Source organism: Chelatococcus sp. KU-N122 (assembly GCF_055391085.1).
On sequence record NZ_AP043981.1, the window covers coordinates 6,093,261 to 6,114,650 of the forward strand.

Here is a 21,390-nt window from a genome sequence, read left to right on the forward strand (position 1 = left end):
GTCATTGTGATCGCTACGGCCGAGGTTGCGGCGCAAACGGTATGAAAAGACCGATTTAACCAGTTTCCGGCGATGGTCTCGGCTGCGTTGCCGCAGTCCAACGATTGGCAAATTTGTGGCGCCGCGGGTGGACTGATCAGGCCGGCAACGGCACAAAGGGCCCGTCTCGCCCCGCGTCGTGCCGCCGGAGTCTGGAGAAGCGTATGGGTTTGGTGCCCCGAGGTCGCCTCGGCCCGGCACTCATCGGACTGCTGTCGTGCTTCGCTCTCGTCTCGGTCGCGGGAGATGCTCGCGCATTCGATTTCTTCGGTCTCTTCGGCAGCGAGGAGCCGCCGGCTCCCACGTCCGACGCCGTCTCCTACGAAGTGACGTTCGAGGCGGCCGACGACAGGGCCGCGGTCTCTGCCTTGCGAGGCGTCTCCAACCTCTACCGCCTGCGCAAGGATGCGCCGCCCGACGGCGCGGCGCTGGCGCAGCGTGCCTCCATCGACCTGGCGCCGATGGTGGATGCGCTCTGGGCGGAAGGCTATTACGACGCCGCCGTGACCATCGACGTGGGCGGAGCGCCGCTCCAGCTGCCGGTCACGGAGGCTTCCCTGGCTGCCGCGGCGCGCGCGGCCAACGCCGACAAGGGCGTCCGCGTGGTGCCGGTCCGGGTGACGGCCACGCTCGGCGAACGCTACAAGATCAATACGATCGAGGTGGTCGACGCCTCCGGGGCAGCCTTTTCCGAAACGGAGCTGCCACGCAAGACCCTGAAGCTCGCGGCCGGCGATCCGGCGCGGGCTGCGCTGCTGCGGGGCGCGCAGGCCCGGATCGTCGACTATTTCCGCGACCAGTCGCATCCGCTCGCCAAGGGTGTCGACATCCAGCCGACGGTCGACCACTCGACCTTGAGCATGGACGTGGTGTTCGTCGTCGCCCCCGGGCCCGTCGCACCGATCGGCGAGGTCAGCGTCAGCGGCACCGAGCGTGTCGACCCGGCCGTGGTGCGCTCGTTCATCTATCTGGAGCCGGGCGATCCCTACTCGCCCAAGGCCCTTGCCCGTACGCGCAAGTCCGTGGCGTCGATTCCAGCGATCGGTTCGGTGCGGGTGACGCAGGCCGATGAGCTCGACGCGGAGGGCCGCATCCCGGTCTTCGTGGCGGTCAGCGAGCGGCTGCCGCGCGTCATCGGCTTCTCCGCCGGCTTCTCGACCGTCGACGGACCCTCGGTGCGAACCTACTGGGAACATCGCAACCTGTTCGGCGGCGCCGAGCAACTGCGCCTGGAGGGCAGCCTGTTCGTCGCTCCGCGCAACGACGGCACGCGGCTCCAGAGCTTCAAGGACGTCCTGCCGTCCGACGTCGGCGGCCGCTTCCGCGCCACCTTCGTCAAGCCCGCGCTCGGCGGCACGCGCAACGATCTGATCGCCGAGGCCCTCGCCGAACGGGACCGGACCGGCGGCGATCGCTTCGGCGGCTACACGGTCCGCGACGTGCAGGGCGCGATCTCCATCCGCCACCGCATCAGCGATACCTTCTATGTGCAGGGCGGGATCCGCGCCGAACGAGGCCAGACCAGCGACGTCATCAGCAATATCGACTATTTCATCGTCGGCCTGCCGGTTTCGGTCACCTACGACTCGACCGACAATCCCCTCGACCCCACACGCGGCGTGAAGATCGTCGCCTCGGCGACGCCCTATCCGACGTTCCTCGGCTCAACGGTCGGCTTCACCGAGGCGCGCCTGCAAGCATCGACTTACCTCGCGCTCGACGACGACGCCCGCATCGTGCTGGCCGGCCGCGGCACCATCGGCTCGCTCGGCGGTCCGGGGCTGGACGAGATTCCCGCCAACCACCGCTTCTATGCTGGCGGCGCGGCGTCGGTGCGCGGTTATCGGAACCAGAGTCTCGGCCCCACCGGCCCGTTCGGCTTCGTCGTCGGCGGCCGCAGCCTGCTGGAGGCGAGCTTCGAGGCGCGCATCAAGATCACCGACACGATCGGCATCGTGCCGTTCTTCGACGCGGGCAACGCTTTCGAGTCGAGCTTTCCGAACTTCAAGGACAAGCTCTACAAATCGGCGGGTATTGGGCTACGCTACTACACGCCGATCGGGCCGATCCGTGCGGATGTGGCCTTTCCGCTCGACCGCCGCCCCGGCGACACGCCGGCAAGCCTCTACATCAGCATAGGGCAGGCCTTCTGATGAACGCGCGCCGACGCATGATCTGGCCCCGACTGCTGGCGCTGCCGTTCGGCCTGGCGCTGCTGATCGCGGCCTGGCTGGTCAACCCGCTCGTCGGCCGCAGCGACGACAACGAGCGCACCGTCCTCGGCAACCTGATCTCGCGGGCGCTGTCGACGCCGACGACCCAGGTGTCGATCGGCTCGGTCGAAGGTGCGCTGTCGTCGGATGCGACCGTCCGCAACATCACCATCGCCGATCGCGACGGCGTGTGGTTCAGGCTCGACAGCGCCAGGCTGGTCTGGCGCCGCCTCGCGTTGCTGTCAGGCCGTCTCGACATCGATCGCCTGGAGATCGGCCAGCTCGAGCTGCTGCGCCGGCCGCTGCCCGCGGAGGCGCCGGTGGCCGGCGCCGACGAGCCGCTGCTGCCGGAGCTGCCCGTCGAAGTCGTGGTGCGCGACTTCAAGCTCCAGGAGCTGGCGCTCGGCGAGCCGGTCATCGGCACCGCCGCTCGCCTGACGGCCAGCGGCGATCTGCGGCTCGGGGATCCGTCCCAGGGGCTCAACCTGAAGCTCGACGCCCGACGGCTCGACGCGCCCGGTACGTTCAATGCGCGTCTGGAGCTGGTGCCGCAGACCCAGGCGCTGACGTTGGCTCTGAACTTCGACGAGCCGGCCGGGGGCATCCTGGCGCGCGCCGCGTCCATCCCGGATCTGCCGCCGGTCAAGCTCGATCTCAACGGCAATGGCACTTTGCAGGCCTTTGGCGCGAGCCTCAATTTCGATGCGGGCCCGGACATCGGCGCGAGAGGGGGGGCCCAGCTGCAGCGCAATGGTGCGGTTCGCACGCTGGCGCTCAATCTCGACGCGCGCATCCAGGGACTGTTTCCGGCGGTGGTGGCGCCGGTGTTCGCCGGCACCACGCGGCTCGGGGGCAATGTCGTGTTCGGCGACGACGGCACGACGCGGCTGGAGGACGTGGCCGTCACGTCGCAGACGGCGCGGTTGGCGGTGAACGGCTCCGTGTCCAAGGATTGGGGGCTCGATGTCCGCGTCCAAGCGGCGGCGCTGCCCAATGACGGCAGCCGCACCCACGCCGGCGCGGCCGAGATCGACAAGCTGGCCTTCGACGCCTCGATCGTCGGACCGGCGGTGAGCCCAACGGTCAATGCCACGCTCGACGTGAGCAACGCCCGGCTGCCGTCGGGCCGCATCGACAGCGCCAAGGCGAACTTCACCGCCGTGTCGACGACGGCGCTCAACGACCGTAACGCCAAGATCACCTTGTCCGGGGACGCCGCCGTCACCGGCATGAAGCTCGCCAATCCAGGCTATGGCGAGGCCGTCGGCGATCGCCTCGAGGCGTCCCTGCACGGAACGCTCGACCGCAGCGGCGTCGCCGATTTCACCGTGCTGCGCCTGCAGAGCCCGACGCTCAGCGCCGACTATACGGGCAAGGCGGGAGCCCGTGAGCTGGCGGGCCGGGTGGCGCTCAAGATTCCTGATCTGGCACGCCTGAAGGCGCTGACCGGGCTCGATCTGAAAGGCGCAATGAACGTGGGGGCGGACCTCAGCGGGGCGCCGCGCTTCAACCAGGTCAAGGCCGTGGTCGACGGCCGTGCGGCAGCGTTCGGCACCGGCATCGCCGCGGTCGACAACCTGGCCGGCGGCAAGCTCACGCTCGCCGGCACGATCCGCACCCTGCCGCGGGGCGGCTACGGCTTCGACAACCTGGCGCTCACCGGAGCCTACGCCGGCGCGACGGTCAACGGCGAAGCCAGGCCCGAAGGGACAGCGGTCGACGCGCGCGTCACCGTCGCGGACTTGAGCCGGGCGGACAAGCGGCTGACGGGGAGGGGCGAGGCGACGGTGCGGCTGAGCGGCCCGCTCGATGGGTTGGCGGCCACGGCGCGTGTGGCGCTGAGCAATGCGACGGCGCTCGACCGGCCGATACCCGAGCTCGCCCTCGACGTCGCGGCGAAGGACCTGCTCGGCCAGCTCGATCTGCAGGCGACCCTGGGCGGCCGCGTCGGCGGCGCGCCGGCCAACGGGCAGCTCCATCTCGCCAAGCGCAAGGAGGGCGGCTGGCTGCTCGACCGGCTCGATCTGGCCGTCGGCTCGGTCAAGGTCGACGGCGGCGTCACGCTCGACGGTGCCAATCTGGCCGACGGCCGCGTTAGTGTCGCGGCCGGCAATCTGGACGACATCTCGGCGCTGGTGCTCACGCACCTCTCCGGCGATCTCAACGCCGCCTTGGTGTTGAGCGCCGAAGGCGGCGGGCAGGGCGTCCGGCTCGACGCCACCGGCAATCACCTGCGCTTCGGCGAGGTGCGGGCCGAGCGAGTGGCTGCGCGAGTGGCAGCGAGCGACGTCTACCGCCGTCCCGTGATCGACGGCACGGCGAGCGTCGAGCGCGCCGAGGTGGCGGGACAGCAGCTGTCGCAGATCCGCTTCGAGGCCAAGGGCACGCCCGCGGCCAGCGACGTCACGCTACAGGCGCAGGCGGTCGGCTTCGACCTGAATGGTCGCGGCCGCGTGGTGCCGGGCGAGGCGACGCGCATCGAGATCGCCTCGCTCACGGCCCGGCGCGGCAATCGGCAGCTGGCGCTCGCCGGGCCGGCGACGGTGACCATGAAGGCGGGCGGCGCCGACATCCGCAACGTCGTCGTTGCCGTCGACGGCGGCCGCATCTCGGCAGAGGGGCTCGTCGGCTCGGAGCTCGACGTCACCGTCACTGCGCGCGCGGTGCCGCTGTCGGCGGCGGACATCTTCATGCCGGGCCTGGGGCTTGCCGGCACAGTCGACGGCGAGGCGCGCCTCAAGGGGCCGGCGGCCCAGGCGGCGGGCGACTGGCAGCTGAGAGTCGCCCGGCTGATGGCGCCGCAGCTCAAGAGCTCCGGCCTGCCGCCCATCGATGCGACGGCCAGCGGCCGAATGGCCGCCGGCCGTAGCTCGCTCGACGCCAAGGCCAACGCCGGCCGCGTGCTGAGCCTCTCGGCCAACGGCAGCGTGCCGCTCGACCCGACCGGGGCGGTCGATCTGCGGGCGCTCGGCAAGCTCGACCTCGCCCTTGCCAACGTCACCCTGGCCCCGACCGGCCGGCGCCTGTCCGGCGGCGCCAATGTGGACGTCAGGGTCGGCGGCACGCTCACCCGGCCGTCGGTCGACGGCGGCGTGACTATCGCGGGCGGCGCCTATTCCGACGCCAATCTCGGTGTACGCGTCGACCGGATCCAGGGTCGCATCGCGGCCCGCGGCCAGGAGGCGGTCGTGGAGCGGCTGACCGGTGCCACCGCCAACGGCGGCACGCTCGCCCTGGCCGGCACCGTGCGGCTCGACCCGGCGGCGGGCTTTCCCGGTTCGCTCAAGATCACCGGCCGCAACGCGCAGCTGATCAACGACGGCACCGTCCGCGCCGAGGCCAATCTGGACCTGTCGGTCACCGGGCCGCTGGCGCAGAAGCCGACGATCGGCGGCGGCGTCGCGATCCAGGCGCTGGACATCAGCGTGCCCGAGCAGTTGCCGAGCTCGCTGAAGCCCATTCCCGGCACCCGCCAGATCAACCCCTCGCCCCAGGCCAAGGCACGCCTGGCCGCCGCCGCCAGGGCCAAGGGACGCGGCCGGGCGGCCCCGCCGTTCGATGCGGTGCTGAACATCAACGTCTCGGCGCCTGGCCGGATCTACGTGCACGGCCGCGGCATCAACGCCGATCTCGGCGGGCAGCTCACGGTCACCGGCCTGGTGTCGGCGCCGACGCCGAACGGCGCCTTCGAGCTGCGGCGGGGCCGCTTCGACCTGGGCTCGCAGACGCTCAACTTCACCAGAGGCCGCGTCATCTTCAGCGGCACCCTCAGCCCCGAGCTCGACTTCGTTGCGGAAAACCAGTCGGTGGGGGTGACGGCCCGGATCGCCATCTCGGGCCCGGCCGCCGAGCCGGTCTTCACCTTCTCCTCCAGCCCGGATCTGCCGCAGGAGGAGGTGATCTCGCGCATCCTGTTCGGCCTGCCCGCCGGCCAGCTGTCGGCATTCCAGGCGATCCAGCTGGCGCAGATCGCCAGCCAGTTTGCCGGCAACGGCGATGGGGCCTTCGACCGGTTGCGGCAATCCTTGGGCCTCAGCGGCGCCGACGTGTCGGGCAGCGGTGACCGTGGCCCGCTCGGCAATCTGAGCCGCGCGCTCGGTAACCGCGTGCGCGTCAACGTACGGCCGGGCACGAGCCCGGAAACGACGGGGCTCGCCGTCGACGTGGACGTGTCGCGCCATATCCGTGTGCAGGGTCTGGTCGGCGCGACCGGCAACACCTCGGTCGGCGTCGGCGCCGAGTGGGAATATTAGAGCGTGCCCCCAAGAAGCGGACACCGGTTCTTGGACGAGATCACGCTCAAAACAAAGACTTAGAGCGGGATGTTGATTCGAGGATAGATCATCTCGCTCGGGCGCCTTCGAAGGCCCGGCGAATGCTTGTTTCGCGCAAGCCGCGCCGGTGCCGCTGGCGCCGTGCCTTCAACAGCCAGGAGCCGACGACCTGCGGGCGCGGGGACGGGGCCGGCGAGCGCCTCGTCAACGGCAAACCGATCACCAACGCCGAGCGGTCCGATCGCGGCACAGGCGCGCCCGGCTACCGAGCCTCGCCCGCTGCCCGACCGCCATCGGCCGGGGCGGTGGGCGCCGCCCCACGGTCCAGCCCGTGACGCCCGTCGAGGTCACGCGGCGTTCATGTCCTTCGGGGTGGTGGGGAAGGTGGGCAGGGCGGCATTGATCACGCCGTAGACCTTCAGCTGGTCGCCGCTCGCCAGGGCGACGCCCAGCGCGTCGAGCCAGCGCCCGAGCACGGCGACATCGGGAAAGCTCGGGTCGGCCGCGATGATGCCCGGCAGGTTGACCTGATGCGTCGCCTCGCTGTCGTCCAGCACGATCTCCTCCAGCCGCTCGCCCGGCCGCATGCCGCTGAACTCGATGCGGATATCCTCGCCCGGCTTCAGCCCGGCGAGCTCGATCATGCGCGTGGCGAGATCGAGGATCTTCACCGGCCGGCCCATGTTCAGCACGTAGATCGAGGTGGCTTTGGCCGGATCGTCGATGGCGTGGAAGGACGCGACGGCGACCAGGTCGCACGCCTCGGGGATGGTCATGAAGTAGCGGACCATGTCCGGGTGCGTGACCGTGACCGGGCCGCCCTTGTCGATCTGCTCGCGGAACTTGGGCACCACCGAGCCGTTCGAGCCCAGCACGTTGCCGAAGCGGACGACGACGAGGCGGGTGGCGGCCGGACCGCCGGGCTGACGGGTGAGCGCGGCATCCTTGGCCTGCACGTACATCTCCGCCAGCCGCTTGGTGGCGCCGAGGATGGAAACCGGCTTCACCGCCTTGTCAGTGGAGATCATGACGAAGGCCGCAGCACCGCAGGCGATCGCCGCGTCGGCGGCGTTCATGGCGCCGAAGACGTTGGTGCGGATGCCTTCGCCCCAGTCCTTCTCCAGGTAGTGCACATGCTTCAGCGCAGCCGCATGGTAGACCACCTGCGGCTTGAACTCGGCGAGGATCGCGAACAGCCGGTCGCGGTCGCGCACATCGCACAGCCGGCCGGTGCCGCGGCAGGTGGGCACCCGCGACAGATCCTCCAGGATCGCGTGCAGCGCCGGCTCCGAGTTCTCCAGGATCAGGATGTCGCCGGCGCCGTAGCGCGCCAGCCGGCGCGCCAATTCGCCGCCGATCGAGCCGCCGCCGCCGGTGATGGCGATGCGTCGATGCCTGGCGAGCGCGGTCAGCGTGGCTTCGTCGACGGTGACGGTCGGGCGCAGCAGCAGGTCCTCCATCGACAGCGGCGCCAGCTGGGCCGAACCGCCGTCGATCTCGTCGGCGTCGAGCGCGTTCGTGCGCATCACCTGCACGCCGAAGCGCCGGGCCACGGTGAGGATCATCCCCGGATTGGCCTCGGGAGCCATGGCCGACGGTGCCACGACGACGACCGAGGGCGGCGTTCCCCGCGACGCCAGGTCTTGCAGCACGGAGGCCAGGTCGCCGATGCCGCCGCGCACCATGACGCCGCGGATCGCCTGGCCGATGTCGGCGGTGCGTCGGGTCAGCAGGCCGATCGGCCGCAGCCGTGACAGCGGGCCGAATTCCACGGCGCGCAGCAGCGCCTCGAGCTCGAGGCCGGTGCCGACGATCAGCGCCGCCTCCCGCGCCTCGCGTGGCACCTGCGCCGCCATCTGCCGCTGCTTGAGGGCCCGATAGGCCACACGGGGGGCCGTCAGAAACAGGATCTCGAGCAGCAGGAACAGCAGGATCCAGGCCCGGCCGAAATAGTTGCGGCCGAGCAGCGCCGGGTGGGAGACGACGGTGTCGAAGACGAGAATGATGAGCGCCAGCGTCAGCGCCGTCCGGACGATCTTGATGACGTCCGGCAGCGAGACGAATCGCCACTTGGATTCGGGCAGCCGCGCGGCGAGGAAGACCACCGCCGCCGCCGGCAGGAGGATCGCAAGGCTGAGCGGCAGCTCATGCAGATACGCAGCCAGACGCTCGTCCTGGAAGCGGAGGTAGAACGACAGGACGACGGCGCATGAGGTGGCCGCAAGATCGGCGATGAGGTTGACCAGTATTGTCCTGATCGCGCGTCGCGATGCCATCATGCTCCTCGGGGCGCCTTGTCACGATGATGATGGACGGCCCGGTCCAACACCACGAACCCGCGCACATCTGTCGTCATCTCGTGAGGCGAGGTCCGGCCAAGTGGACCCATCCGAACACGACGGTGGCGTCCCAGCTCGGAACGCGAGAGCAAGTCCGCGCTTCAGGAACCGGTCACCATTCCGGCGGAACGTGCTCGAACGGGGCGGCGGGAGGAATAGGGCCAAACGCCACCACATACAAGCGATGGTCCCATCGGCGGGCGACGGCACGGGAGCGGCCCAGCTGGTTGCGGCCGACGGCGTTGGCGACGGCTGCGCCGCCTTCCTATAAGGTCTCACGACACTTCGGAGACCAGACGTGCCACGGAAGCTGACAGAACAGGCGGATGGCGTCTACGCCATCGCGCCGACGCCGTTTCATCAGGACGGGCGGCTCGACGATGTCTCCCTCGATCGGCTGACCGACTTCTACGCCGAGGTGGGCTGCACCGGGATCACCGTCCTCGGCATCATGGGCGAAGCGCCCAAGCTCGACGCGACGGAAGCCCTGGATGTCGCCCGCCGCGTCATCCGGCGGTCCGTGCTGCCGATCGTCGTCGGCGTGTCTGCGCCGGGCTTTGCCGCGATGCGCAGCCTCACCAGCGGCGTCATGGATGCGGGGGCGGCGGGCGTCATGATCGCCCCGCCGCCAAGCCTCAGAACGGACGAGCAGATCGTCGGCTATTTCAGGCAGGCGGCCGAGGCGATCGGCGACGACGTGCCTTGGGTCTTGCAGGACTACCCGCTGACCCTCAACGTGATCATGACGCCGGGCGTCATCAGCCGGATCATCGGCGACAATCCGTCCTGCGTGATGCTCAAGCACGAGGACTGGCCCGGGCTGGAGAAGATTTCGGCACTGCGCGCCCTGCAGAAGGAGGGGCAGCTGCGGCCGATCTCGATCCTGTGCGGTAACGGCGGCCTTTTTCTCGACTTCGAGATGGAGCGTGGCGCCGATGGCGCCATGACCGGCTACGCCTTCCCGGACATGCTCGTCGACGTGGTGGCCCGCTCCCGGCGCGGCGAGCGCGAAGCCGCGCACGACCTCTTCGACGCGCATCTGCCGCTGCTGCGCTACGAGCAGCAGCAGGGAATCGGCCTTGCCGTGCGCAAATACGTGCTCATGCGCCGAGGCATCCTGGCCTCGGACGCCCAGCGCAAGCCGGCGGCCGGCCTGTCGGCGACGGCGAAAGCCGAGATCGAGCTGCTGCTCGGGCGTCTCGCGCGGCATGACGCGCGAGCGCGCCTCGCGACGGCGAGCGCCGCCTGAGGTTGGCCGTGTGGTGGATCGCGGAGCCCGGACCAGGAGGGCCGCGGTCGGGCGCTCGGTTGCGACCCCGCCGAGCAAGCCTGCCTACTTCGGCAGCTTGTCGGCGATGACGTCGAGCTTGTAGATTTGCGGCGGCTCGGCGAGCAGATCGCCGCTCTTGGCCTTCTCCATCAAGGCCGCGGCGACTTTGCCGTTCAGATGCGCCTCGCGCGCTGCTTCGTCATCGAAGGTGTCGAAGATGGCAAACGACGACGGGCCTTCCTGGATCGCATACCAGGAGACGGTGCCGGCTTCTGCGTTCACCAGGGGCAGAGCGGCGCGGAGGAAATCCGCGACCTCCTGCTCTTTGCCGGGCTTGGCCTTCAGCGGCACATAAAGAGCGAACTTGGACATGGCACACTCCGCTCGCGCGGCCTGTCATGTTGAGCCGGCCGCAGCGTACCGTAGCACCTAGGCGCCAATTCCCGGGGTCAAGCCCGGACGGCCATGTCTCGGTGCTCGGATCGCCGATTCGCGCGCGGCGGCGCCGGCTGCCCCCAACTGCCCTGGTCTCCCCCACATGAGGAGACGCCATGCGTCAGAAGCGTTGCCCACCCACAGAGGGGGTGGTGCGGTCGAGAGGACTCGAACCTCCACTGGTCTCCCAACTAGCACCTCAAGCTAGCGCGTCTACCGTTCCGCCACGACCGCTCGTGGTCCCCTTGAAGGGGATGCCTCCGGGGCAAGCCCCGTCAGAGCGGCGCGATGTAGCAGATGGCTCGGGGTTCCACAAGGCCACCTCGCCGGCCAATCCACGCTCCGTGTGCACGCCGTGATCTTGCGCCGATGCCGATGCGGGGCGACATCATGAGCGATGAAGATCGAAGCCGAAGCATCCGCAGCGCCCACCGCAAGCCGCGGCGCCGTACCGGCGGGCCATTGGCCAGCGCACCCATTTCCGGCAGCGGCAGGCTCGCCGCCCGTCGAATGGGCGATCGCCGACGGCCTCGTCGATTACGGTACTGCGCTCGCCGCCATGGAAGCCCGTGCCGCGGCCATCGCGGAGGGGGCGGCCCGTGAGCGCGTGTGGCTGCTCGAGCACCCGCCGCTCTACACCGCCGGCACCTCCGCCAAGGACGGTGACCTCGTCGACGCCGGCCGCTTTCCCGTCATTCGGACGGGCCGGGGCGGGCAGTTCACCTATCATGGGCCGGGCCAGCGCGTGGCCTACGTCATGCTCGACCTGAAGCGCCGCCAGCAGGACGTGCGCGCCTTCGTCGGCGCGCTGGAGGACTGGCTGATCGGCACGCTGGCGGCCTTCAACGTCAGGGGCGAACGGCGTGCCGACCGGATCGGCGTGTGGGTGCGCCGGCCGGACAAGCCGTCCCTGGCCTCCGGCGAATCAGCCGAGGACAAGATCGCCGCGCTCGGCATCCGCGTGCGGCGCTGGGTGACGTTCCACGGCGTCAGCCTCAATGTGGAGCCGGATCTCGCGCACTTTGCCGGCATCGTCCCTTGCGGCATCCGCGAGCACGGCGTCACCAGCCTGGTCGATCTCGGCATTCCCGTGACCATGCCCGAAGTGGATTCGGTGCTGCGCGACAGCTTCGAAGCGGTGTTCGGCCCGACGGTGCGCGTCTAAGCCGACGGATCTCCGTCGCCGTAGCGGATGACCTGAACCTTTTCTGTCGTGATCAGGCAGCTGTTCGTCAAATCCATGATCCGCGGGATCAAGGCGTCGATCTTCTCGGGCGCATCGACGATCTCGACGACGATCGGCAGATCCTGCGACAGGCGCAGAATCTTCGCCGTGTGGAGCACGCTGGAGCGGCCGAAGCCGAGCGGTCCGCGCAGGACCGTGGCGCCGGCCATCCCCGCTTCGCGCGCGGTGACGACGATCGCCTCGTAGAGGGGGCGTCCATCGGCGGCCCTGTCCTCCTCGCCGAAGAAGACGCGCAGGAGGACGCAGTCCTTGGGAAGCTTCATCCGCTTGTCCTCCTTCATCTGTTGATTCGGATCGCCACGCCGTGGCCGAGCCAGGCCGCCGCCAGCGACAGCACGACCACGGTCACGAGGTAGCTCGCCGCAAGTGTCAAATCGCCGCCGAGGAGCAGGATGAACGTGTCGAGGCTCATCGCCGAGAAGGTGGTGAAGCCGCCGCAGATCCCGCCGGTGACGAACTGCCGCCCGACCGGCCCCACGAGGAGCCGCCCGGTCGGCCCGGTGACCGTGGCGAAGAGCATGATCACGAATGATCCGAGGACGTTGACGAATGCCGTGGCCAGCAGCGCGCTCTGCCCCAGCATCGATATGAACACCACGCCCGAGAGGAAGCGGAGCAGGGACCCGATCGCCGCCCCGCATCCCACCGCCAGATAGAGCCGCAGAGCGGCCCGCTTGTCGCCCATGTGCATCACGGTTCACCGACCAGCCCGACGACGGACCAGAAGCCGGCGGCGACCGCCAGGACGCACAGGCACGCCGACGCTGCGACGTTGAAGATCGCCTGGGGCCGTTCGCCGCCGATCGCCAGGTTCAACGTCTGCAAGCAGAAGGAGGACACCGTCGTGTAGCCGCCGAAAACGCCGACGACGATAAAGACGCGCAGCATCTCGTCAGCGAAGGGTCCGCCGGCGACGCGCGCCGCCCCGGCGAACGCGCCGATCCCCAGCGCGCCGGAGACGTTCACGACCAACGTGCCCCAGGGGAAGGTCTCGCCGATCCGGCGCCCGACGAAGCCGGACACGAAGAAGCGGCTGACGCCGCCGAGAAAGCCCCCGACCATCACGAGGAGGCAGGCTTCGAAGTTCATGCGCCATCCACCTTCGCGGCCGCGGCAACGGTACCAACAGAGCCCGATGCTGAAGCGATTCCAATGCAAGGACAAAGGCAGATAGTCGACGCGCCGGCTCCGATCGCGCCTCCGCGGGGGAGACGCTGTCGGATCGCAGGCGCGCAGGATTGGATGGCCGCGGCGGCCGGCGATCCTCGCGAAGGGACCGCGACGCGGGCGTCACTCGACCGATGGAAGCGAATGGAAGACAAAAGGATCCTACCGCGCTGGAATACGCCTGGTAGGAGTCATCAGCCTCTGCGGCGGTTTCGGGGGACCCCATCCCCTTCTTGCGAACAAAGGTACGGGGCTTGCTGGACCATAGTCAATGAGCCTGCGTGACGCTCTCGATCGCCATCAGGTCGCGATCTACTTCGGCGCAGTGGCTGCTGCTGCGGCGGGAGCGTTGGCGGCACCCGCGGTCGGCGCCCTGGCGCCGGCCATCAATCCGGCCCTGGCGGTGATGCTGTTTGCGACCTTTCTCCAGGTGCCGCTGACGGAACTGGGCAGGTCACTGCGGCAAGTCCGCTTCATGCTCGCACTCCTCGGCGCCAACTTCGTTGCCATTCCCATTCTGGTCGCAGCCTTGACGCCGCTGCTGCCGGCCGATCCGCTCGTCCGCCTGGGCGTGCCGATCGTCCTGCTGGCGCCGTGCATCGACTATGTCGTCACCTTCGCGCACCTCGGCCGGGCCGACGCCCGCGCCCTGCTCGCGGCGACTCCGCTGCTGCTCGGTGCGCAGATGCTGCTCCTGCCCGTCTATCTCGGGCTCATCCTGGGCGAAGCCGGCCGCAGCCTGATCCGCATCGAGCCCTTCGTCCACGCCTTCGTCTGGCTGATCGCAGTGCCGCTTTTGCTCGCCGGCCTGGTACAGGCGTGGGCACGCCGAAGCACGACAGGGGCCCGAGTCAGCGGTCGTCTCGGTCTGCTCCCCGTGCCCGCGACTGCGCTGGTGCTGTTCGTCGTCGTCGCCTCGGTCGTGCCCCAGTTCGATGCCGCGCGGGCCAGCGCCGTCCGGGCGCTGCCGATCTACGTCGCCTTTGCGGCCATGGCGCCCCTTGTCGGCTTTGCCGTCGGACGGTTGCTCCGGTTGCCCGCGGCGGGTTCGCGAGCCGTCGCCTTCAGCGCCGCGACGCGGAACTCGCTCGTCGTCCTGCCGCTGGGTCTCGCCGTTCCCGGCGCCGTGCCGGTTCTGCCGGCGGTCATCGTCACCCAGACGCTTGTCGAGCTTCTGAGCGAGCTCGTCTACGTGCGCCTCATGCCGAGACTGGGCGAAGAGCCGCGTGCTCCTTAGGTGGACGGCACGCCGCCCGCCGGTCACGGCCAGCGACTGATTCGTTGCGGGGCTCGCCGAAGCGAGTCAGGCTGCGCTGCCGGCCGCTCAAGATGCCGGCGTGAAAAACACGTGGGAGGAATACCATGCTGAGCCTGTCTCAGATCGACGACGCGTTGCGTCGGCGGGCCGATGCCAAGGAGATCCCTGGCGTGGTGGCCATGGCGGCGACCGGCAGCGAGGTGATCTACCAGGGGGCGTTCGGCAAGCGCGACCTGTCCAACGACACGCCGATGACGCTCGACAGCGTGTTCTGGATCGCCTCGATGACCAAGGCGATCACCGCGGCGGCGGCCATGCAGCTGGTCGAGCAAGGCAAGCTGTCCCTCGACGGGCCGATCGGCACAGTGCTGCCCGACCTCGCGGCGCCCCAGGTGCTCGAGGGCTTCGACGCCGCAGGCGAACCGATCCTGCGGCCCGCCAAGGGCGACATCACGCTCCGCCAGCTGCTGACCCATACATCCGGCTTCTGCTACGACATGTGGAACGACGATATGGTGAAGTACCTGGCGAAGACCGGCACGCCGGGCATCATCAGCTGCCAGCACGCGGCGCTCAAGACACCGATCATGTCCGATCCGGGCAGCCGGTGGGAGTACGGCACCAGCCTCGACTTCGTCGGCAAGGCGGTGGAGGCGGCGAGCGGCCAGCGGCTTGACGCTTACCTCCGCGATCATCTGTTCGCCCCGCTCGGCATGATCGATACGGGCTTCAGGATCGGCGCCGCGCAGCGCGCCCGCCTGGTCGCCATGCACGCGCGCGGCGAGGATAGCTCGCTGGCACCCATCCCGTTCGAGATCGAGCAAAGTCCAGAGTTCCACATGGGCGGCGGTGGCCTCTACGGCACCGCCCGGGACTACCTGAGCTTCACTCGGATGATCCTGAACGGCGGGCGCCACGACGGCCGGCAGCTGCTGCGGCCTGAAACCGTCGCGACCATGGCGCAGAACCACATCGGCGACCTCGCCATGACCAAGATGACCTCCGCCGTCGCCTTCGCCACCAACGACGTCGAGCTCTTCCCGGGCATCGTGAAGAAGTGGGGCCTGAGCTTCATGATCAACACGGCTCAGACGCCCGAGGGCCGCAGCCCCGGCAGCCTCGCCTGGGCCGGCCTCGCCAACACCTATTACTGGATCGACCCGGTGCGTAACGTGACCGGCGTCATCCTGATGCAGGTGCTGCCCTTCGCCGACAAGGCGTGCCTGGACGCCTTCTCGGCTTTCGAGAGCGGGATCTACGCGGGGATGGATCACGTCAAGCACGCGGCTTAGCGCGTTCGCGATCGGTGGTCCGAGTCCGATCGGCGGCTAAGCTTCAACGCGTCGACATGGAGAATCTGGAGCGCGTCTTGCCGGGCAAGGCAGCCGCGACGCGCTCCAGAGGCGAGCGCTTCCCCCTCGACCGGCGCACGGCGGCTTGTATAGTCCGGCCGTTCGACCGGCGCGCGTCGCGCCACGGGGAGGGGCCAACTTGCCGATCATCGAGACCGCCGTCGATCCACGTTCGGATGAGTTCCGCGCCAATGCGGCGGCCTGGAGCGAGCTGGGCACCGAGCTCGCCACGCGCCGCAAGGCGGTCTTCGCGGGTGGCCCGGCCAAGGCACGCGAGCGCCACGTGGCCCGCGGCAAGCTGCTGCCGCGTGACCGGGTCACGCGTCTGCTCGATCCCGGCGCGCCGTTCCTGGAGGTCGGGGCGCTCGCCGCCTTCGGCATGTACGGAGAGGATATCCACGGGGCCGGGGTCATCACCGGCATCGGCCGTGTCGCCGGCCGCGAGGTCATGATCGTCTGCAACGATTCGACCATCAAGGGCGGCACCTACTACCCGATGACGGTGAAGAAGCACCTGCGCGCCCAGGAGATCGCCGCCGAGAATCGGCTGCCGTGCATCTATCTGGTCGATTCGGGCGGTGCCAACCTGCCGCACCAGACCGAGGTCTTTCCGGACCGCGAGCATTTCGGCCGCATCTTCTACAACCAGGCCAACCTGTCGGCGCGGGACATCCCGCAGATCGCCGTGGTGATGGGCTCGTGCACGGCCGGCGGCGCCTATGTGCCGGCCATGTCCGACGAGACCGTCATCGTGCGCCGCCAGGGCACCATCTTCCTCGGCGGACCGCCCCTGGTGAAGGCGGCGACGGGCGAGGTCGTCTCCGCCGAGGATCTGGGCGGCGCCGACGTGCACGCGCGACTGTCGGGCGTCGCCGATCATTACGCGACCGACGACGTGCATGCGCTCGCCATCGCCCGGCGCATCGTCGGCACGCTGAACAGCGTCAAGACCGCCAACATCGACCTTGCCGCGGCGGTGCCGCCGCGCCTCGATCCGGCCGAGCTGGAAGGCCTGGTGCCGACCGACCTCAAGAAGCAGTACGATATCCGCGAGGTGATCGCGCGCCTGGTCGACGGCTCCGAGTTCGACGAGTTCAAGCGCCTCTACGGCACCACGCTGGTCACCGGCTTCGCCCGCATCCACGGCATCCCCGTCGGCATCCTGGGCAACAACGGCATCCTGTTCTCGGAGAGCGCGGTCAAGGGCGCCCACTTCATCGAGCTCTGCTGCCAGCGCCGGATTCCGCTGCTGTTCCTCCAGAACATCTCGGGCTTCATGGTCGGCCGCCAGTACGAGGCCGGCGGCATCGCCAAGGACGGCGCCAAGCTGGTGACCGCCGTCGCCTCCGCCCGGGTGCCCAAGATCACGGTGCTGGTCGGCGGCTCGTTCGGCGCCGGCAACTACGGCATGTGCGGGCGCGCCTACTCGCCGCGCTTCCTGTTCACCTGGCCGTCGAGCCGTATCTCGGTGATGGGCGGCGAGCAGGCGGCGAGCGTGCTGGCCACCGTGCGCCGCGACAACATCGAGGCCGACGGGCGCACGTGGCCAGCGGAGGAGGAGGCGGACTTCAAGGCGCCGATCCGTGCGCAATACGAGGTGGAGGGCAATCCCTACTTCGCCAGCGCCCGGCTCTGGGACGACGGCATCATCATGCCGTCGGAGACCCGTGACGTGCTGGGGCTCGCCTTCTCGGCCTGTCTCAACGCACCGGTCGAGCCCACGACCTTCGGCGTCTTCAGGATGTGAGCTCGAAGACGAAGTTCAGCCGGGTGCGCACCAGCAGCTTGTAGCCGGTGTCCTCGATGAGCTTGGGCAGGTCGATCTGCCAGCGCCCAGAGCCGTCCTCCAGGATGATGAGCTTGGGATAGAGCGAGCGGGGCGCCGTGCGGAAGAACGGCTCCAGGATGAGGTCTTCCGCCCCCTCCACGTCGAGCTTGGCCGCATCGATGTGCTCGAAGCGCTCTTCGTAGGCCAGCTGGTGCAGGGTCTTGGCCGGCACCCGGATCGGCGTCGCGTCGCTCGAGCCCAGGATCTTGAGGCTCGATTCGCCGCTGTTGTCCGGGTCGAGGAACAGCGTGAGCTCGCCCGACTTGTCCGCCACGGCGCAGGCGATGGCCTTCACCGTCGGCCATTGGTTCTGGCGGATGTTGAACACCAGCCGCTCGAACACGTCCGGCTGCGGCTCGATCGACAGGATGCGCGCCCGCGGTCCGGCCTTCGCCGCCACGAACACCGAATAGGCGCCGACGTTGGCGCCGACGTCGAGGAAGGTGAAGCCCGCATCGCGGGCGCGCGCCGCCTCGACGCGCTTGGCGAGCAGCTCCAGCTCCTCCGCGTCGAAGAACTGGGGCGTGAACAGCACCTTCTTCTCGCAGATGTTCTTGTAGGGGAACAGCCGCATGCGCGCGCCCAGCACCTCGATGTCGACGGGCGAGCCGTCGAGGCTGCGGATGGCGAGCTGACGCAGCGCCAGCGCCACCCGGCGGCCGAACCACGTCTCGGGCAGGGTCCGGGTGACGGCGATGGCCGCCCGTATCAGCGGCGTGGGCGCGAAGGCGCCGAAGGTATCTCGATCCGGTGCGGACGTCTGAGCCATGGTCCAAGCAATGAAAGTGGAGGCCGCGTCCATACACCGAGCGCTGCCGGACGCAAAATCGAGGACGTCGTCCAGCCCCTGGTCGTGGCCGGCGGCGACGGCGCCGTCGCTCGTAAGAGGCGGGCCGCCAATGGAAGCCGGCGCTGTTTTCTGGCAGGATGGGGCAGATAGCCCGATTGCATCGGCCCGGCTCGACGCTTACCTGCGTCGGAATCCGCCGTAGCCGATCCAGGGCGGCGGGCGACGCGGGAACAGGGTCACGGCATGACGGACGGCGGGACGACGATCGCCGAGAGACGGCGTACGGAACACATCAAGCTGCACGAGCCGAAGGATTTCGAAGGCATGCGGCGGGCCGGCCGGGTGGCGGCCGAGTGCCTCGACATGCTGGTGGGACGCATCGGGCCGGGCACCACGACCGAGCAGATCGACCAGTGGGTGCTGGCCTTCGGGCTGGCGCAGGGCGCCTATCCGGCGCAGCTGAACTACCGCGGCTACGGCTTTTCGTCCTGCACGTCGGTCAATCACGTCGTCTGCCACGGCATGCCCAACGACAAGCCGCTCCGGGAAGGAGACGTCGTCAACGTCGACGTCACCTTCATCGTCGACGAATGGCACGGCGACGCGAGCCGCATGTACGCGGTGGGCGAGATCCCGCGCCGCGCCGCCCGGCTCATCGACGTCACCTACGAATGCCTGCTGCGCGGCCTCGCCGTCATCAAGCCCGGGGCGACCACGGGCGATATCGGCGCCGCCATTCAGGAATACGCCGAAGCCGAGCGGTGCTCGGTGGTGCGGGACTTCTGCGGCCACGGCCTTGGCCGCGTCTTCCACGACGCGCCCGCCATTTTGCACTTCGGCCGCCGGGGCGAAGGCCCGGTGCTGAAGCCCGGCATGTTCTTCACCGTCGAGCCGATGATCAACCTCGGCCGGCCGCCCGTGAAGGTGCTCTCCGACGGGTGGACCGCCGTCACGCGGGATCGCTCCCTGTCGGCGCAGTTCGAGCATACGGTCGGCGTCACAGATACCGGTGTCGAGATCTTCACCCTGTCGCCAAAGGGGCTCGACAAGCCGCCGCATACCGCCGGCGCATGAGCGAGACGCAGCCCGAGCCCGAAACGCCGCATCATGTCGGCCATCGGGATCGGTTGCGTGCCCGCTTTCGCGACGCCGGCGGCGAGGCGCTGCCCGACTACGAGCTGCTGGAGCTGCTGCTGTTCCGCTCCGTGCCGCGCCGCGACGTGAAGCCCCTGGCCAAGGCGCTGATCAAGCGGTTCGGCTCCTTTGCCGAGGTACTTGCGGCGCCGGCGGCGCGGCTGCGCGAGGTCGACGGGGTGGGCGACACCATCGCGACGGACCTGAAAATCGTCGAGGCGGCCGCGCGACGGCTGTCGCGCGGCTCCATCGGCAAGCGGCCGGTGCTCTCCTCCTGGAGCCAGGTGATCGAGTATTGCCGCACCGCCATGGCCTTTGCTGAGCGCGAGCATTTTCGGGTGCTCTTCCTCGACAAGCGCAATGCGCTGATCGCCGACGAGGAGCAGCAGCGCGGCACCGTCGACCACACGCCGGTCTACCCGCGCGAGGTCGTCAAGCGCGCGCTCGAGCTGTCGGCGAGCGCCATCATCCTCGTCCACAACCACCCGTCGGGTGACCCGACGCCGTCCTCGGTCGACGTGCGCATGACCAAGGAGATCGCGACGATCGCGAAGTCCCTCGGGATCGCGCTCCACGATCACATCGTGGTCGGCAAGGACGGCCACGCGAGCCTGCGGGGCCTGCGCCTGCTGGAGGCGTGAGTCCGTCTCCGCCGGCCGTTCGCGGCCGCGCTCAACGCCCGCAGGTTCCCGGCCGTGCAGATCGCGTCGTGCTTAAGAAAACCAAAGCTGGACTTTGAGACCCGGTGCATTGTCCAGTGTCTCGATGCGCGCGCCATGCAGGCGGGCAACGGCAGCCACAAGGCTCAGGCCTAAACCGTTGCCAGGGGTACGGCGGCTTCGTTCCAGTCGGTAGAAGCGCTTGAAGACGTGCCGGCGCTCGTCGAAGGGGATTCCCGGGCCGTCATCGGCGACCGCAATGCCGGCGCCGAGCCGGCTTTCCGTGACCTCCACCGTCACACTCCCCTCCTCGCGGCCGTGCTTGACGGCGTTGTCCACGAGGTTGGCGACCGCGTCGAACAGGAGATCTCGATCGCCGGTGACCAGGACGCGCTGATCTGCGACCAAATCGAGATGCCCGCCCTTTTCTTCCGCCGCGGCATCGAACAGCTCCACCACTTGTCGCGCGATCTCTGTCAAGTCGACGGGATGAAACGCAGCTGTTCGGTCACTTGCTTCGATTTGCGAAATGCGCGTGAGCGAAGAGAACATGCGCAGGATGTCATCCAGGTCTGCGATCGCGTCGCCGATCGCGATTTGCGGTCCGTTGCCGTCTTGTCCGTGATTGTAGGCCTTTTCCAACCTCCCGCGCATGCGGGTGAGCGGCGTGCGCAGATCGTGCGCGACGTTGTCGGTGAACTGCTTCACCTCCGCCATCAGTCCTTCGATACGGTCGAGCATCGAATTGAGATTTCCGGCCAGCTCATCCCATTCGTCGCGCGTGCCGCGCAGGGGTATTCGCTGGCCCAGACCACTTTGCATAATGGTGCGGCTCGTCGAGTTGATCGCTTCGATCCGCCCGACCGTGCGGCGCGTGACCGATACGCTGGCCGCTCCGGCAATCGCCAAAATCAGCAACGCGGCCAACGCGAGGGCGGTTGTGATCCTTGACACGAACTCATTGAGGTCGTCGACGTCTTTCCCGACCAGCAGGTGGCTGCCATCCGGCAGAGTGGCGAACAGCGCTCGCAGCGGCGGTTGATGCGTCGCTTCGGTCTTCAGCTCATCTGCTCTGAAGTTGCCCCATCCGTTTGTGCCCTTCAGAGCCGACGGCCACCCTTCGAAATTGCCGGCAAGCGGCGCGAACGAGGGGTCGACGAGCAAGTAGACGCTTCCGTAGAAGCCGCCGGCGGCGATGCGTTGCCTGATCGCGGCCATGAGCGCGCTGCGCCCGCCGCTGGCGTAGGACGCTCGCAGGATTGCGAGCTCCGTCACGAGCGCGCGATCCGATCGGCTGCGCACGTAGGACGTCGTCGACCAATAGACGTAGCCGAACAGTGCGACGACCACAGCGCCGAAAAGCCCGATCCAGATCAACGCCAGCCT

At 68.9% G+C, this 21,390-nt stretch carries 16 protein-coding genes, 1 tRNA gene and 1 riboswitch; of the genes, 9 read left to right on the forward strand and 8 right to left on the reverse strand.

Annotation, left to right across the window (positions count from 1 at the left end):
- Positions 1-203: 203 nt before the first annotated feature.
- Positions 204-2,192: an autotransporter assembly complex protein TamA gene (locus ACZ5PO_RS27720; RefSeq protein ID WP_464185354.1), complete on the forward strand. Its 1,989-nt coding sequence runs from the start codon at positions 204-206 to the stop codon at positions 2,190-2,192.
- A gap of 17 nt (positions 2,193-2,209) precedes the next feature.
- The gene (locus tag ACZ5PO_RS27725) at positions 2,210-6,505 is read left to right on the forward strand and encodes a translocation/assembly module TamB domain-containing protein (protein WP_464185356.1); all 4,296 of its coding nucleotides are present in this window, start codon (positions 2,210-2,212) and stop codon (positions 6,503-6,505) included.
- Between the two features lie 368 nt (positions 6,506-6,873).
- Here the strand turns inward: ACZ5PO_RS27725 and ACZ5PO_RS27730 are convergent, their stop codons facing one another.
- Entirely contained in the window at positions 6,874-8,802 is a 1,929-nt protein-coding gene (locus ACZ5PO_RS27730) for an SDR family NAD(P)-dependent oxidoreductase (RefSeq protein WP_464185358.1), read from the reverse strand.
- 361 nt (positions 8,803-9,163) lie between these two features.
- Here ACZ5PO_RS27730 and ACZ5PO_RS27735 point away from each other — a divergent pair, with 361 nt between their 5' ends.
- Positions 9,164-10,114, forward strand: coding sequence for a dihydrodipicolinate synthase family protein (locus tag ACZ5PO_RS27735; RefSeq protein WP_464185360.1), 951 nt, complete (start codon positions 9,164-9,166; stop codon positions 10,112-10,114).
- A gap of 84 nt (positions 10,115-10,198) precedes the next feature.
- Here ACZ5PO_RS27735 and ACZ5PO_RS27740 read toward each other — a convergent pair whose 3' ends face one another.
- Both ACZ5PO_RS27740 and ACZ5PO_RS27745 read right to left on the reverse strand, forming a co-directional pair.
- On the reverse strand, positions 10,199-10,507 hold the full coding sequence (locus tag ACZ5PO_RS27740; protein WP_464185362.1) for a putative quinol monooxygenase: 309 nt from the start codon (positions 10,505-10,507) through the stop codon (positions 10,199-10,201).
- Between the two features lie 213 nt (positions 10,508-10,720).
- Positions 10,721-10,804 (reverse strand) — tRNA-Leu (locus tag ACZ5PO_RS27745).
- A 163-nt stretch (positions 10,805-10,967) separates the two neighbouring features.
- Here ACZ5PO_RS27745 and lipB point away from each other — a divergent pair.
- Positions 10,968-11,735, forward strand: a complete 768-nt coding sequence (lipB, locus tag ACZ5PO_RS27750) for a lipoyl(octanoyl) transferase LipB (RefSeq protein WP_464185363.1) — start codon at positions 10,968-10,970, stop codon at positions 11,733-11,735.
- Here lipB and ACZ5PO_RS27755 read toward each other — a convergent pair.
- The 3 genes from ACZ5PO_RS27755 to crcB (ACZ5PO_RS27765) are packed head-to-tail and all read right to left on the reverse strand — an operon-like array spanning position 11,732 to position 12,905.
- A complete protein-coding gene (locus ACZ5PO_RS27755) occupies positions 11,732-12,079 on the reverse strand; it encodes a DUF190 domain-containing protein (RefSeq protein WP_464185364.1) in 348 nt (115 codons plus the stop codon). The genes lipB and ACZ5PO_RS27755 overlap by 4 nt on opposite strands.
- Positions 12,080-12,093: 14 nt before the next feature.
- Entirely contained in the window at positions 12,094-12,507 is a 414-nt protein-coding gene (crcB, locus tag ACZ5PO_RS27760; protein ID WP_464185365.1) for a fluoride efflux transporter CrcB, read from the reverse strand.
- Entirely contained in the window at positions 12,507-12,905 is a 399-nt protein-coding gene (crcB, locus tag ACZ5PO_RS27765; protein ID WP_464185367.1) for a fluoride efflux transporter CrcB, read from the reverse strand. Before crcB (ACZ5PO_RS27765) ends, crcB (ACZ5PO_RS27760) begins: the two co-directional genes overlap by 1 nt.
- Before the next feature lie 256 nt (positions 12,906-13,161).
- A riboswitch (Fluoride riboswitch) is annotated at positions 13,162-13,222 on the reverse strand.
- A 32-nt stretch (positions 13,223-13,254) separates the two neighbouring features.
- On the opposite strand from crcB (ACZ5PO_RS27765), the gene ACZ5PO_RS27770 reads away from it, so the two are divergent.
- The 3 genes from ACZ5PO_RS27770 (at position 13,255) to ACZ5PO_RS27780 (ending at position 17,340) form a co-directional block, all read left to right on the forward strand.
- Positions 13,255-14,220 (forward strand): arsenic resistance protein, encoded by a 966-nt coding sequence (locus ACZ5PO_RS27770; RefSeq protein ID WP_464185368.1) that lies wholly within the window; start codon positions 13,255-13,257, stop codon positions 14,218-14,220.
- A gap of 125 nt (positions 14,221-14,345) precedes the next feature.
- Positions 14,346-15,533 (forward strand): serine hydrolase domain-containing protein, encoded by a 1,188-nt coding sequence (locus tag ACZ5PO_RS27775; RefSeq protein WP_464185369.1) that lies wholly within the window; start codon positions 14,346-14,348, stop codon positions 15,531-15,533.
- Positions 15,534-15,732: 199 nt separating this feature from the next.
- Positions 15,733-17,340 (forward strand): carboxyl transferase domain-containing protein, encoded by a 1,608-nt coding sequence (locus ACZ5PO_RS27780; RefSeq protein WP_464185370.1) that lies wholly within the window; start codon positions 15,733-15,735, stop codon positions 17,338-17,340.
- Here the strand turns inward: ACZ5PO_RS27780 and ACZ5PO_RS27785 are convergent.
- Positions 17,330-18,190 (reverse strand): FkbM family methyltransferase, encoded by an 861-nt coding sequence (locus tag ACZ5PO_RS27785; RefSeq protein WP_464185371.1) that lies wholly within the window; start codon positions 18,188-18,190, stop codon positions 17,330-17,332. The two genes, ACZ5PO_RS27780 and ACZ5PO_RS27785, sit on opposite strands and share 11 nt — an antisense overlap.
- A 264-nt stretch (positions 18,191-18,454) precedes the next feature.
- Here ACZ5PO_RS27785 and map point away from each other — a divergent pair, with 264 nt between their 5' ends.
- Together map and radC are read left to right on the forward strand one after the other, a co-directional pair.
- Positions 18,455-19,285 (forward strand): type I methionyl aminopeptidase, encoded by an 831-nt coding sequence (gene map, locus ACZ5PO_RS27790; RefSeq protein ID WP_464185373.1) that lies wholly within the window; start codon positions 18,455-18,457, stop codon positions 19,283-19,285.
- Positions 19,282-19,986: a RadC family protein gene (radC, locus tag ACZ5PO_RS27795; protein WP_464185374.1), complete on the forward strand. Its 705-nt coding sequence runs from the start codon at positions 19,282-19,284 to the stop codon at positions 19,984-19,986. Before map ends, radC begins: the two co-directional genes overlap by 4 nt.
- Before the next feature lie 72 nt (positions 19,987-20,058).
- On the opposite strand, the gene ACZ5PO_RS27800 is transcribed toward radC, so the two are convergent.
- Positions 20,059-21,381 carry a sensor histidine kinase gene (locus ACZ5PO_RS27800; protein WP_464185375.1) on the reverse strand — a complete coding sequence of 441 codons (1,323 nt, stop codon included), beginning with the start codon at positions 21,379-21,381 and terminating at the stop codon, positions 20,059-20,061.
- Positions 21,382-21,390 lie beyond the last annotated feature (9 nt).

What these genes read in the sequence shown, in the direction of transcription:
- ACZ5PO_RS27720 (WP_464185354.1), top strand. Translation starts at nt 204, where the DNA reads ATGGGTTTGGTGCCCCGAGGTCGCCTCGGCCCGGCACTCATCGGACTG.
- ACZ5PO_RS27725 (WP_464185356.1), top strand. Translation starts at nt 2,210, where the DNA reads ATGATCTGGCCCCGACTGCTGGCGCTGCCGTTCGGCCTGGCGCTGCTG.
- ACZ5PO_RS27730 (WP_464185358.1), bottom strand. Translation starts at nt 8,802, where the DNA reads ATGGCATCGCGACGCGCGATCAGGACAATACTGGTCAACCTCATCGCC.
- ACZ5PO_RS27740 (WP_464185362.1), bottom strand. Translation starts at nt 10,507, where the DNA reads ATGTCCAAGTTCGCTCTTTATGTGCCGCTGAAGGCCAAGCCCGGCAAA.
- lipB (WP_464185363.1), top strand. Translation starts at nt 10,968, where the DNA reads ATGAAGATCGAAGCCGAAGCATCCGCAGCGCCCACCGCAAGCCGCGGC.
- ACZ5PO_RS27755 (WP_464185364.1), bottom strand. Translation starts at nt 12,079, where the DNA reads ATGAAGCTTCCCAAGGACTGCGTCCTCCTGCGCGTCTTCTTCGGCGAG.
- crcB (WP_464185365.1), bottom strand. Translation starts at nt 12,507, where the DNA reads ATGCACATGGGCGACAAGCGGGCCGCTCTGCGGCTCTATCTGGCGGTG.
- crcB (WP_464185367.1), bottom strand. Translation starts at nt 12,905, where the DNA reads ATGAACTTCGAAGCCTGCCTCCTCGTGATGGTCGGGGGCTTTCTCGGC.
- ACZ5PO_RS27770 (WP_464185368.1), top strand. Translation starts at nt 13,255, where the DNA reads ATGAGCCTGCGTGACGCTCTCGATCGCCATCAGGTCGCGATCTACTTC.
- ACZ5PO_RS27775 (WP_464185369.1), top strand. Translation starts at nt 14,346, where the DNA reads ATGCTGAGCCTGTCTCAGATCGACGACGCGTTGCGTCGGCGGGCCGAT.
- ACZ5PO_RS27785 (WP_464185371.1), bottom strand. Translation starts at nt 18,190, where the DNA reads ATGGCTCAGACGTCCGCACCGGATCGAGATACCTTCGGCGCCTTCGCG.
- map (WP_464185373.1), top strand. Translation starts at nt 18,455, where the DNA reads ATGACGGACGGCGGGACGACGATCGCCGAGAGACGGCGTACGGAACAC.
- radC (WP_464185374.1), top strand. Translation starts at nt 19,282, where the DNA reads ATGAGCGAGACGCAGCCCGAGCCCGAAACGCCGCATCATGTCGGCCAT.